Genomic DNA, 13,682 nt, shown 5'->3' with positions numbered 1-13,682 from the left:
TCCTCAAAATAAATCAGATGCTATTTTTTGATAACGAAAGGCTTGGCAGCTACGAACTTTCCCTCTTTTACATGAATAATATACGTTCCCGGTTCTGATATAATTATCGGATTCTGACTTTCTATTAATATTTGGGTAGGATGGTAAACGCTTACGTAACATAAATCTTTGATAACAACCGCTTGCGCTTCCTTGTCATTACGGAGAATATGGATAGGGCTACTGTCGAATTTGCGGACTTTCTGTTGTGTGGTGGCAGGAAGTGTCAGATATATATAAGACGCAGGCATATCTTTGCGGTGTTTCAAATAAATGGAGAATAGTTTGTTTTTTAGCATTTCGGGTTTGTACATTCCCATGAAGTCTTTCCATTGTCCTTCTTTATTCTCGGTGACAGCTATGCAAGTGTCTGCCTGTAATATGATATACCCTGTGTTGTCATGAAAGAAACGTTTATTATCTTCTGACCATACTTTGTCTTTACTGAATCGCTGGTCGATAGATGTCATAATAGTAGCTGTGCTGTCTGCATGAATGTTGCTGCCCATGCATAGCACATAATCATCTGTAAATACCCATGTCTTGTTCGCCTCTAGTTTATTGCGTTTCAGTTGCATGGCAGTGATGCCTGTATGCTGATAAGTAACTCCGCCAACGCAAGAACTGTGATTCCGTGAATCAGTTTTATTGGGATTAGGAATAGGAGCATTGCTTTCATAAGTGGTAATTCCCGGAATCCTTCTCCACTCCCAGAAAGGAAAAATGTTATGGTATTCATCTCCGCGTACATAAGTATATAGTGCTCCATCTGCCATGTAATATCCTTTCAGGTTATCTTCGTTCACCAGTTCCGTGCCAATCACTCGTTCGGAAGCCATGCGTACGGAAGCCATCCAGGCAGGAGTACGGTGGATTGTATAATCAGATTCGCAGAAATGTTTGCTCCCGGTGAATGTATTGGGGACTTGTGAAGAAGTGGAATTTCGGTCAATCATTTCTTGTATTTTACCTGCCACTTCCGGTTCGCTGCTTTTCATTAAAGAATATGCAGCAAAAAGCAGCCTGAATCCTTTGTCGACATCCGCATTTCGGAATAGTTGTCGGTTCAGTCCGTTTACGTCCCAATATCCTCTCCAAATAATCCATTGATAACCTTCGAGCAGGAGAGAAGTGAGAATTTTCTGCTGTTCTTTAGAAAAGGCAAGAGAAGTTCCGGCAAATAGTTCCGAGTAAAAACTCATATTGCAAAGAAAAGACAGTCCGTAATTTCCGAATTGTTGTTGCGGGCCATGTTGGTGGAAGCTCCAGTCCGCTTTGATTCCTTCCTTTTGTCCGAGGGTTATTTCGGAAGTAATGACCTCACGTGCATCTTTAGTCAATTCCCAGTCGTTCTCTAATAAAGCCCTGATTAGTACATTACCTGCCAGCCAGACCTTATTTTGCCCTGTCATGCCGAAAGCAGAGTTCATCATGACTTTGACGGCTGCCTGTTTTTCTTCTTCGCTCATTTCCTGTTCGAATAACAGGAAAGCCGGCCCGAGTGTACGGGGTATGCCGATTTGGTTATACCACCAATTGGGACATATCAACTCATGCTTGAACCAGAAATTCATCGCTTGGTGGATTGTGTTGGTCAGTCGGGATATTTGAACGGGTTTCAGTTGTTGTTGCTTTTGATAATAGTATTTGGCAATCTTCAAAATTCGTTCTGCATGTATTTTGGGTTCCCAGCCGGAACGTTTGCTGTCTTTGTAATTGATGTCTTTCCATGAACCGTCCGCACAAAGAGTATTTGTGAGATACTTGATTTCTTTGGAAGATATAGGATATAACTGTTGTAACTCAATTACATTCTGATCGGAGACTTCTTGCTCCTGAGGAATCGCTGCAAGTTGTTTGAGAAGAGTTCTCTTCCCTTCATCTTCACCAAGAGTTGCATTTATATAATTTCTTTTGATCAGTGCTATCGAATCATTGAAGGGCTTTTGTGCATGAGCTGTACAGCACATGATAAGAAGAAATAATAATAGCTGATTTTTCATTGAGGGTTTATTTGCAATATTCGTACTAAAAAGGCATTTTTATCCGTTACTTCAAAGGAATCACCATATTCCATGATTTTGTAGCATTCTCAAATCCGCCGGGGCCATCCATTGTGGCAAAGAAAGCATGTGTGGCTTTTCCATTCTCAAAGAGAAGGAACGGGCGTTCCAACTGTCCCTGCATTTCCACTTTTCCATCTTCCCATTCTACGGTGCGTGAGTAAGCCTTTGGATCTTTATCTACGGTCCAATGGACGCCGTCGGTCGAGTGAGCCATGACTCCGCCACCTCTTTCGCCCGTATATTTGGCTACGTGATCTTTAAAGATGGCATGATACCCTTTAGAGTCTTTCCATAAAAACGGATCTTCTGCTTCTCCCTGACCATCCACTTGGAAAATAGGCTGATCATTGTTCAATACCGTGTAAGGACCTTCAATATTGGGAGCATAAGCGATTCCTAATGCCATGTCCGAGTATTTGCCGTTTTCAGTATGAGCCCTTCCTTTGAAAATCATCATCACCGAGCCGTCTTCTTGAATAACAGGCGAAGGGTTGGATGCTAAATAGCTATAGAAAGTATTGGCTTTTGTTTTTAATATCGGTTCGTCGAAACGTTTCCAGGGACCGTAAGGAGAATCTGCGACAGCCAATCCGATGCGTTTATTGACACGTCCGATGATGCACCATGGGCTGCTTAATGTCAGTTCATCATAAGTCGGTTCACCGAATGGGTGGGTAGAACCCATATATATAAGGTAATATTTGTCCTTGTACTTCAGGATACGCGGATTGTGGGTGGAACGTCCGTCCCAGTATTGTGCTCCACGTGCCGGCAGGGCAATGTCGCTGAATTGGTAAGGACCTTCGGGCATATCAGATACGGCATGCACAATCTCTGAGGCAACCATCCATCCCGGATGGAAAGGCAGCGACTTGGGGAAGCGGGAAACAAACATATGATATTTTCCGTCTTCACCTTTGACAACGGAGCTTCCCCAACTCCAATATCCTTCACATTCAAAAGCCGGAGTGCGGGGAGCTTTGTCCAATCGATGAAACAATTCATTCTGTGATTGTTGTTTCATGACCGGTAAGTTTTCTATTTTTTGAGCATGAGTATGCACCGCATATAATGCAAAAATCAAGGATAAAAGGGTAAGATAATAGGTTCTCATAGCCATTGTTTTAATTTTTTAATTAGTTTTCGGAAGCAAAGAAAGCGACTTTTCTTCTAAAGAAAGTGCTACAAAAGTCCCAAATAAGTGTTTCCTGAATCCAAAAACTGTCTTAAATCGCCTTTTCGTCACTTTCTCCTTTTCGATATGCCTGTGGCACTACCTGATATTTTTCTTTGAAACTCTTGCTGAACTGTCGTGGAGACGAAAAACCCAGTTTGTCGGATATTTCCGATATGTTCAGTTCCGGATGCTCTTTCAACAAGATTGCCGCCCGTTTTAAGCGGATGGTTACAATGAAGTCATACGGAGTTTTCCCGGTGATATCTTTCAGCTTGGTGAATAGTTTGCTTCGTGCGATACCTATTTCACGGGCAAGCATATCTACATTGAATTCCATGTTGTCTATATGCTGGTCTATAATTCTCATGGCTTTGTCTATAAACTCCTTGTCCATCGGATTGGTAGCTGTAATTTGCGGGGTTTCCTGCGGGTACTTACTGAATTTTTCCTGTAACATGATCCGGTTGTTAATCAGATTGTTGCAACGGGATAATAGAATGTTGACGTTGAACGGCTTGGTTATGTAGTCGTCAGCACCCAGGCGCAGCCCTTCCATACTATGTTCGATAGACGTTCTTGCCGTGAGGAGTACCACCGGAATGTGGCAGGTTTCTAAATTCTCCTTGACTAGCTTGCATAAGTCGGTTCCCGACATTTTGGGCATTACCACATCGCTTAATATAAGATGAGGATGCTCTGATTGCACTTTCTCCCATCCTTCTTCTCCGTCGCAAGCGGTGAACACCTGGTAGAATGGGGCGAATATGCCGGCGAGCATTTCCCGGAGAGATTCGTTGTCTTCCACTATGACAATTTTTATATCCTGTTTTTTCTCGGCATAGGAGTCGGAGTTTAAAGCTGCTTGTTCACTCAGAAGATTTTGGGCGAAGTCCGGAAGCAGGTTCCCTTCAATGGGGGAGTCTTCTCCGGATTCGCAGATTTGTTCAGGTGTAAAATGTTCCTTACCCGTTTTGAGATGTACGCTGAAGGTCGCTCCCTCGCCCGGTTCGCTATATACTTCTATACTTCCGTGATGCAGTTCGATAATACCTTTGGTTAGTGCCAATCCGATTCCCGTTCCCATATAAGATGAGGAAGTTGATTGTTCGGTCTGATAAAAACGGTCGAAAATCTTGTTCAGGTCTTTCTGAACGATACCAGAACCGTTGTCGGTAACTTCAATCACTACTTCCTTGTTGCCTTTACGTACGGAAACAGTGATTTTTCCTCCCTCTTTGGTATGCTTGAATGCATTGGATATCAAGTTGTTCATCACCTTTTGGAGTTGCTTTTTGTCATACCAGACCGGAATCACGTCCTGTGCCTTGTTGAATCTGAATATGATCTGCCGTTGCGCGGCATATTCCTGAAACAACAGATAGCTTTCGTATACAAAGTCTACCAGATTGTGTTCGCTCACTTTGATTGTCATATATCCTTGCTCCTGTTTGCGGAAGTCGAGCAACTCGGTAATAAGCTCACGCATTTGCAGGCAGTTTTTATATACACCCAGAATCCGGTTGTAAATGGAAGGCGCGAAGGTACGTGCCTGTAACAGCATTTCCATCTGACCGATGATAAGTGTTAATGGAGTGCGGAACTCATGAGAGATATTTGTAAAGAAACGGAGTTTTGTCTGGTTGAGCTGTTCGATATCTTCCGCATGTTTTTGTTCGTATCTCAAAGATTCCTGAAGCTTGATACGATTCTTATAAGTGCGGACGATGAAATAGAGGATGATGCCGATGCAGAGCGTATAAAGTAAGTAAGCCCATACAGTGCGGTAGAACGGCGGCAATATTTTAATGTCGAGATGACTTTCGGGAATGAGATGATTGTTTCCGGCACGTACCATTAATGTGTATTTTCCCGGATTCAGGTTGGTATAGGTGATAGTGTGCTGTTGTCCGTACAGACGGGTCCAGTTTTTGGAGAAACCTTCCAGAAAGTATTCAAGGTCGTCTCTGTTGGAAGGAATATAATTGGATATGGCATATTCGATACTGAACATGGACTGGTCGGCCTTTAATGTGATTTGAGGGGTGTCGGCAAGGGAGTGTTGCAGAATTCCGTTGTCATCATTGACTTGAACGGCTTGCCCGTTGACGGACAAACTGAATGGATAGATTTGATAGCTTTGGGGAACATAGTTGATATGTTCTTCCCGAAAAGAAATCATGCCGTCCGTTCCCCCAATATAGATGTCTCCATTGGATGCTTTAAAAACAGAACGTTCATTAATGGCAGATAAGGGAAGTCCGTTCTCTTTCGAATAGTTTGTGAATTTACGGCTGGGGTAGTCCAGAATAGAGAATCCGATATCGGTAGTGAATAAAATCTTATTCGGAGAAAGCTCACATACATCATATACACAGTTGCTTCCCAAGCCATTCTTTTGTTCATCGAAGTTTTCGAAGTCGTTTGTTTCATGCTTATATAAATCGACACCGCTTTCGGAAGTACAGAACCATAATCTTTTTTGGCTGTCTTCGTAGATACGTCCGATATGATTGCTGCTGATACTATGTTCTAACGCATGGTTATGTTTATAGTTTTCTATTTTTTGAGTATCGTCCCGATAAGCATAGACACCTTCCCCGTTTCCGCTGATCCAGACTGTTCCCTGATAATCTACATGAACTGATACGGTACCGCTAATAGGACTATCCTGAAATAAAAGAACCGTTTTTTCAGTTTGGGGATTAAACAGGCAGACTCCTTTGTGAGTGGCAAGAAGAAGATTGTCTTTGTAAGGAACAATTTCCCGGATAATATTTGAAGGGAGAGAACCCTTGTCGCTATTCGTATGATAACGGGTGAATTTGTTACTGCGAAGATCCAACTTGTTTAATCCTCCCATGTGGGTACCTATCCATAAGATATTGTTGGGATGATCGTAATAGATGGTTTTTACATTATTATGTGAAAGACTATTGGGATTGTTACTGTGCTTGTACCATTGAAACGTATTTGTTTGAGAATTATATTTAGTGATTCCCCCACCTTCGGTACCTATCCATACATTGTGTAGGCTATCTTCCGTTATGCATCCTACTATGGAAGCACTAAGGCCGTTCTTTTCCGCTTTTGCAGCTTGGAAGTGCCGGTATATCTGGCTTTTGGGGTTAAAATAGTTGACTCCTCCGAAATAGGTTCCTGCCCAGATCGTCCCTTGCCTGTCGCATAGAAGGCTCCAGATGGACGAATTGGTCAGACTTTTGTCCGTCTCTTGTTTTTGGTAGCGGGTAAAGGTCTTGTAGGAAGCATTGAACTTATTTAAACCGTTAAAGGTGCCTATCCATATATTCCCTTCCTTGTCTTCGCAGAAGTTCCGCGCGAAATTAGAACTGATACTTGCAGGGTCATTCTCGCTGTGCTTGAAATTGGAGATTGAGGTGCCGTTGATGAGATAAACTCCCTGTTCCCAGGTACCTATCCATACTTTTCCTGTAGAATCCTTGAAGATATTGCTAATATTCCCTTGTGGAAGGAGATGAACGAGTTCATGCCTTTTATTGAGCCGGAACAGTCCGTGTTCCTCTGTTCCCATCCAAATATATTCGTCCTCTATATATAAGGCACTGATATTGATGGAAGAGAAGTCCTTCAATTCATAAAAAGGCACAAAGCGATTGTTCTCATATCGATAGATTTTGTTTTTTTGTGAGATATACAGTTGCTTATGGTAGTGCATAGTTCCCGTTGTACCCTGCAATAACGTCCTGAATTGATTTTGGGCGGTGTTAAATGCAGAAATACCTTGGGCGGTTATGATATAAATCTCGTCTTTCCCATTACCGGTGATGTGTAATACCTTGTTGTCTATCAGACTATTGGAATTATTCTTGCTAAACTTGTAGGTGATGAATCTGTTGCCGTTATAAAGATTAATACCATTTCGGGTACCAAACCACATAAATCCTTTTTCATCCTGATAGATAGCCATGACCGAATTGTTGGAAAGGCCGTCATTCGTAGTCAGGTGGTTGAAAGATATTTCCTGGGCTGTACACTTCAGGGCGGACAGCAGGAAGATATACATATAAAATAGAAATTTGCCGGAATTCATTTTATAATAGATTGTTGGTTGGCTGCAAATATAAGTCTTTTTGTTCAAATGTGCTCTTTCCGTAATGGATTTGTGGCAGATAAGAGGTGTGCTCTGAGTCTAAAATAACTACGCTTAGAGTCTCTATTTTATTTTGAGAGGGTATATAGACTCATGATGTATTTTTTATGGATTCAGGTTTCGGTTCTCTTCCCGGACAGCCGCTATCTTTGCGGTATGAATAACAAAATTAGCATTATAATATATGAGAAACTCTTTCTTGACTTTGGCAGGAATATCGGTTTTGTTCTTTGTTGGATGTAAATCGAAAGTGCCTGCAACCGGTGATCTTATTTCGGATAATGTGAATAATGCCGTTGAACAATACTCGCTGATGACCAATCAGATTGAGAAAAGCGGGCAAGTCTTGAATCCGCGTACGTTGGATAAGGACGGAAAAACAGTTTACGTTCCGTATCGGGACTGGACGAGCGGATTTTTTCCCGGAAGTATGTGGTATTTATATCATCTTACACAAGATAAAAAATGGGAAACACTGGCTGTGAAATATACGGAAGCACTCGATTCGGTGCAATACCTCACCTGGCATCATGATGTGGGCTTTATGGCGGGATGCAGTTTTTTGAATGGGATGCGCTTGGGAAATAAAGACTATCGTTCAGTCATTGTCCGGACAGCGAAATCGTTATCAACCCGTTTTCGTCCGAATGCAGGAGTGATTCAGTCGTGGGATGTGAACAATAGCTGGCAGGCGGAAAGGGGATGGAAATGTCCTGTGATTATTGATAACATGATGAATTTGGAATTACTGTTCGAAGCGACATGTCTTTCCGGAGATTCCACCTATTATAATATGGCTGTCAGCCATGCTGACCAGACATTGAAAAATCATTTCCGAATCAATAACAGTTGCTATCATGTAGTAGATTATGACCCGCAAACCGGAGAGGTGCGCAAAAAACAGACGGCACAGGGATATGCCGATGAATCTTCCTGGGCAAGAGGACAGGCATGGGCGCTTTACGGATATACGATGTGTTACCGCTATACCCGCAATCCTGCTTATCTGACGCAAGCATGCAATATATACAATTTTATCTTTACGAATCAGAAACTTCCTTCCGATTTGATTCCTTATTGGGATTATGATGCCTTGAATATTCCCAATGAACCACGGGATGTATCGGCGGCTGCCATTACAGCTTCCGCTTTGTACGAACTGAGCGGTTATGTGCCGGATATGAAGTATAAAGGAACGGCGGATAAAATCATGGAAAGCCTGAGTACATCCGGTTATCGGGCAGAGATTGGAACGAACGGATATTTTATTCTGAAACATTCGGTAGGAAGTATTCCTCATGGAGTGGAGATTGACGTTCCGTTGAATTATGCGGATTATTATTTTTTGGAAGCATTAAAACGTAAAAAGGATATAGGTAGATAGATTGGTTTTCGGGATAACAATTGAAGTAAAAAAACGAATTTGCATTAATTAGAACAATCGTATTATGAAAAATCGACAAAGTATGAAACGTGTCAGTTTATTATTATTGGCGCTTTGTTCCTTTGCCTTCTCTTTTGCACAGATTTCGGTCAGTGGAAAGGTGATGGACGAATCGAACGAACCCATTATCGGGGCTAATGTGACTGTAAAAGGAGGAAAAACGGGAACGATAACAGACCTGAACGGAAATTTCAAGGTATCTGTCCCTAAACAATCTTCCGTGCTGGTGTTCTCTTTTATCGGATATGCTACAAAAGAAGTGACTGTCGGAAACAAGAAAACGCTGACTGTGGTGATGAAAGAAGACGGAGTACAATTGGATGAGGTAGTTGCCGTAGGGTATGCAACAGTGAAGAAAAGTGATTTGACCGGTTCGGTAGCCAAAGTAGATATGGGGGATCTGAACAAGAGCCAGGTGCTTTCTTTCGACCAGGCTTTGGGAGGCCGTATTGCCGGAGTACAGGTAGTCACAGGTGACGGGCAACCCGGTTCGCAGGCTAATATTGTCATTCGTGGTAGTAATAGTATTTCCGAAACGTCGGATGGCAGTCCTTTGTATGTGATTGACGGTTTTGCTACGGAAGATGCCAATCCGGCTGCAATGAATCCGAATGATATTGAATCTATCGACGTCTTGAAGGATGCGTCCGCAACGGCTATTTATGGTGCTCGTGGTGCTAATGGAGTGATCATTATCACTACCAAACGTGGTATGGAAAGTGCGCCGCGTGTCACATACGACGGATATATCACCTATCAGGCTAAACCGAAATTCTTGAAGTTGCTGGAAGGACAGGATTATGTAGCTTTTCAGGAAGAAGCGCAGACTGCTTCGGAGATGGCAAGAACCTTTTATCGGTATGATGAAACTTTGGGGCGTAACCGGGTGTTGGAAGATTATGCGAATATCCCTTCCATCAACTGGCAGGATAAAGTGTTCCGTTCCGCACCGATGACCAATCATCACATTGCTTTGAGCGGCGGTACCAAAAGTACCAAGTATAGTTCGAGTATCTCTTATTATAATCAACAGGGAATTATTGTCAACTCATCTTATGAGAGCCTGAAAGCTCGTGCTACACTCGACCAGCAGATTTCAAAGAAAGTGAAAGCGGGGCTTACTTTTAATTTTTCAAATAATACTTCCAAGGGGTCGGCCCCTTCACAAGGCGGAGGTGGAGCCACACAATATTTTCTTTATCAGGTATTGGCCTATCAACCGGTATATTATACCGATCCGGATAAAGTGCAGGACGATTTGATGCAACAAGACCCGAACTATCCTTATAATCCGGTGAAAACGATTGAGAATATGTATTCGAAGACATTAAGCCGGCAATTGAGCATGAATGCTTATCTGAATTGGGATATTGCCAAAAATCTGGTGTTTAGGGCTACTTTTGCCTACAACTGGCGTACGGATCGCAGCGAGGCCTATAATAATGCGGATACTTACTGGGGAGATCCTAAATATTCCGCCAAACACTCGAATGGAAACTTTTCTTATAAAGAGTGGACGGGATGGTCGAACGAATATACATTGACTTATCGTAGAAAAGTAAAAGGACATAATATATCGGCTATGTTGGGTGGTTCTTTGAATAGCAAAAACGTATCAGTGCTGGGTGCCAGTTCTTCTATGGTACCGTGGGACGCGCTTGGTTTCTGGGGAATATCTAACGGTACGCCGGATAAATTGACTTCTACAAATTTCGATGACCGGATTGCTTCTTATTTCGCCCGTTTCAATTATGACTGGAAATCGCGTTATTTATTGACGGCGACCGTGCGTGCCGACGGAACTTCCCGTTTCCCTTATCACAAATGGGGATACTTTCCTTCCGGTTCTTTCGGATGGCGTATTTCGGAAGAGAGGTTTATGAAAGGAACCCGTACCTGGTTGTCGAACCTGAAACTGAGAGCGGGCTGGGGAGCTACCGGTAACTGTAATACGTATAAGAATTATCCGTCCCAATTGTTGTTCCTAGGTGATCAGAATTACGCTTTTGGCAATAACATAGACAATCCTGCCATCTATATTTCGCAAATGGCTAATAAGAACATGAAGTGGGAGACTACTTATCAAACGAATATCGGATTGGACTTCGGATTCCTTAATAATCGAATTACCGGTCAGGTAGATATTTATAATAAAGAAACCAAAGACCTCTTATTGGATGCGGAAGTTCCTTTATCGCTGGGCTTCAACAAGGTGCAGCAGAATATTGGCAGTATTCGCAACCGCGGGTTGGAATTTGCTTTCAATACCGTAAACTTCGTTGGCGGAAAGGGACGTTTCAAATGGACGACAGGTTTCAACATCTCTTTCAATAAGAGTAAGATAACAGGACTTTCCGGTGATCAGGATTTTTGGGTATCCAACATTCAATATCCTACCATTCAGAATCTTTATATTGCCCGTGTCGGCCATCCGATTTCAGAAATGTATGGGTATGTGTATGACGGGGTTTATCAATATTCGGACTTCAATGAGGTATCTCCGGGAGTGTTCGTGTTGAAAGATGGTATTCCTAACAATACGAAGGATCGTAATAATATTCAGCCGGGTGACATGAAGTTGCGTGATGTGAACGGAGACGGAAAGGTGACACCGGAAGATCAGACGGTGATCGGACACGGACTTCCGGTGCATATCGGTGGTTTTACTAATAACTTTGAATATAAGGGTTTCGACTTAAGTGTTTTCTTCCAGTGGTCGTATGGTAATGATGTGATTAACTACAACCGTTATAAGTTGGAAAACATGACGTCCAGAAATTCAAACCTGTTGGCGTCGGCAAAAGACCATTGGACACCACGTATTGATAATGGCGACGGTACCTATACGGAGGGTAATTATACGAACTATCTGTGCCGGGTGAAAGGGGATATCGGTAATATCAATACAAGCAGAGTGGTGGAAGATGCTTCATTCCTTCGTTTGAAGAATGTGCAACTGGGATATAATTTCCCCGTAAAATTGATTAAACGTTTGGGAATCTCTTCTTTACGACTCTACGTGAGCGGACAGAACTTGTGGACATGGACGAAATATACCGGTTATGACCCGGAAGTCTCTACCCGCAACTCTGCATTGACACGCGGATTCGATTATTCGGCTTATCCCAAAACGACTTCATATACTTTTGGTGTGAAATTAGGATTATAACTAGTTATAAACAGGAGAATATCATGAAAAAAATAATATATATAGCAATAACAGCTTTAGCTTTCTCGTCTTGCAATTTTCTGGATACAGAGGTGTATGGAAGCTTGGATGAGAACAACCTCTATCATGACGAAACAACGTGTATGGCAGGGCTTACAGGAGTTTATGACAAATTGGGGGCAGTGGGAACTTACGGACAGAACCTGTGGGCTGACTTGGATGCTGGTACTGATATATGCGTCTATAATCGTTCGTATGGAATAGACAATGTCCAGGTTTCCACTTATAATTACAATAATACGGATGCCAGCATCGAGACTACATGGAAGGATTTATACGAGGGCATCAACCGGGCGAATGACTACATTCCCGCGATTGAATCCCGTACCGAAGAAGAGTGCGGCGGCAAACAGAAAAAAGCGATGTTTATCGGAGAAGCGAAAGCGTTGCGTGCTCTCTATTATATGAATTTGGTAGCGTTCTGGGGTGAAGTACCTTTACGTTTGGAAGTGGTGCGTGACCTTTCTCAGCAACAACTGAAAAAATCTCCGCAATCTGCAATATATAAACAAATTATTCAGGATTTACTGGATGCGGAACAGGCATGTCGTCCGGCGGATGAACTGAATGCTTCGGGACGTATTTCAAAGACAACTGTACAAGCATTGTTAGCTCGTGCATATATGTGGGAAGCTGGTTATCCGGTAGAAGCGGACACATGGGGAGAAGCATTGAAATGGGCACGTGAGGTAAAAAAGAGCAAGCTTCATGAACTCTATCCCGAAACGGACGGTGTGAACGGATATCGTGCCATGTTTATAAATATGTGTTCCAATAAGTACGATTTGACTCACCGGGAGAGTATGTTTGAGGTGGAATTCTATGGAAATGGGCTGGATAAAACAAACGAAAGCGGTAAAGTGGGATTGTATCTCGGCATCAGCCAGGGACTTCAGACTGATCCTGACACCCCTTTTGCCTATGCCTGGTATGATGGGACACGTATCCTTTTTAAGATGTATGAAGAAGAAGATGCACGTAAATGGTGGAATTTTGGAGATTATACTTATCAGACGAAAGACAATAAAGCCGTAAAGACTCCTTTTACTGATGCGGAAAAAGCTAAAAAGGAAGATGGAAATCCGGGTAAATGGAGAGCGGAATATGATCCGGTACGCCCGTGGGCACGTAATAACTCTTCTATTAATTTTCCGGTAATGCGTTATGCCGACGTATTGCTTATGATAGCTGAATGTGCCAATGAAGTAAATGGCGGGCCTACCCAGGAAGCAGTCGATGCAGTGAATGACGTGCGTGGACGTGCCGGAGCGACTTTGGTTTCTTTAAGTGACTTTAGCGGAGTAGGAGATTTTCGGGAGTTTGTGCGCGAAGAGCGTGCACGGGAATTATGCTTTGAAGTGCCGCGCCATATGGAACTGCGCCGGTATGGGAAAGATTATTTCTTTAGCCGGATACGGTTGCTGAAAGAACAGGCAACTGATGAAAATGGAAGCAGAATAGGGTATGATTTGACAAATGTAAAAGCTGTTCCGGCTATTAATCTGGAAGAGAAACATTTGTATCTTCCTATTCCCCAAGCTGAATTGAACACGAACCCGACGTGTGGACAAAATGAAAACTGGTAATTCTTAAAAGTA

At 42.7% G+C, this 13,682-nt stretch carries 6 protein-coding genes; 3 read left to right on the top strand and 3 right to left on the bottom strand.

Annotation, left to right across the window (positions count from 1 at the left end):
• Positions 1-20: 20 nt before the first annotated feature.
• From BQ7997_RS02340 to BQ7997_RS02330, 3 genes are all read right to left on the bottom strand, one after another.
• Positions 21-2,042 carry a polysaccharide lyase family 8 super-sandwich domain-containing protein gene (locus BQ7997_RS02340; RefSeq protein ID WP_073343133.1) on the bottom strand — a complete coding sequence of 674 codons (2,022 nt, stop codon included), beginning with the start codon at positions 2,040-2,042 and terminating at the stop codon, positions 21-23.
• Positions 2,043-2,088: 46 nt separating this feature from the next.
• A complete protein-coding gene (locus BQ7997_RS02335) occupies positions 2,089-3,219 on the bottom strand; it encodes a glycoside hydrolase family protein (protein ID WP_073343548.1) in 1,131 nt (376 codons plus the stop codon).
• Positions 3,220-3,331: 112 nt separating this feature from the next.
• The gene (locus tag BQ7997_RS02330) at positions 3,332-7,351 is read right to left on the bottom strand and encodes a hybrid sensor histidine kinase/response regulator transcription factor (RefSeq protein WP_073343546.1); all 4,020 of its coding nucleotides are present in this window, start codon (positions 7,349-7,351) and stop codon (positions 3,332-3,334) included.
• Positions 7,352-7,595: 244 nt separating this feature from the next.
• Here BQ7997_RS02330 and BQ7997_RS02325 point away from each other — a divergent pair, with 244 nt between their 5' ends.
• The 3 genes from BQ7997_RS02325 to BQ7997_RS02315 all read left to right on the top strand — a co-directional run bounded on the left by BQ7997_RS02325 (position 7,596) and on the right by BQ7997_RS02315 (position 13,670).
• The gene (locus BQ7997_RS02325) at positions 7,596-8,795 is read left to right on the top strand and encodes a glycoside hydrolase family 88 protein (RefSeq protein WP_073343130.1); all 1,200 of its coding nucleotides are present in this window, start codon (positions 7,596-7,598) and stop codon (positions 8,793-8,795) included.
• 64 nt (positions 8,796-8,859) lie between these two features.
• The gene (locus BQ7997_RS02320) at positions 8,860-12,024 is read left to right on the top strand and encodes a SusC/RagA family TonB-linked outer membrane protein (RefSeq protein ID WP_073343126.1); all 3,165 of its coding nucleotides are present in this window, start codon (positions 8,860-8,862) and stop codon (positions 12,022-12,024) included.
• Between the two features lie 23 nt (positions 12,025-12,047).
• A complete protein-coding gene (locus BQ7997_RS02315; protein WP_073343122.1) occupies positions 12,048-13,670 on the top strand; it encodes a RagB/SusD family nutrient uptake outer membrane protein in 1,623 nt (540 codons plus the stop codon).
• Positions 13,671-13,682 lie beyond the last annotated feature (12 nt).

This window comes from Bacteroides congonensis, assembly GCF_900130125.1.
GTDB lineage: Bacteria > Bacteroidota > Bacteroidia > Bacteroidales > Bacteroidaceae > Bacteroides > Bacteroides congonensis.
Note: the sequence above shows the minus strand (reverse complement) of the source record. Positions and strands in the feature narration are given on the sequence as shown.

What these genes read in the sequence shown, in the direction of transcription:
- BQ7997_RS02325 (WP_073343130.1), top strand. Translation starts at nt 7,596, where the DNA reads ATGAGAAACTCTTTCTTGACTTTGGCAGGAATATCGGTTTTGTTCTTT.
- BQ7997_RS02330 (WP_073343546.1), bottom strand. Translation starts at nt 7,351, where the DNA reads ATGAATTCCGGCAAATTTCTATTTTATATGTATATCTTCCTGCTGTCC.
- BQ7997_RS02315 (WP_073343122.1), top strand. Translation starts at nt 12,048, where the DNA reads ATGAAAAAAATAATATATATAGCAATAACAGCTTTAGCTTTCTCGTCT.
- BQ7997_RS02320 (WP_073343126.1), top strand. Translation starts at nt 8,860, where the DNA reads ATGAAAAATCGACAAAGTATGAAACGTGTCAGTTTATTATTATTGGCG.
- BQ7997_RS02340 (WP_073343133.1), bottom strand. Translation starts at nt 2,042, where the DNA reads ATGAAAAATCAGCTATTATTATTTCTTCTTATCATGTGCTGTACAGCT.
- BQ7997_RS02335 (WP_073343548.1), bottom strand. Translation starts at nt 3,219, where the DNA reads ATGAGAACCTATTATCTTACCCTTTTATCCTTGATTTTTGCATTATAT.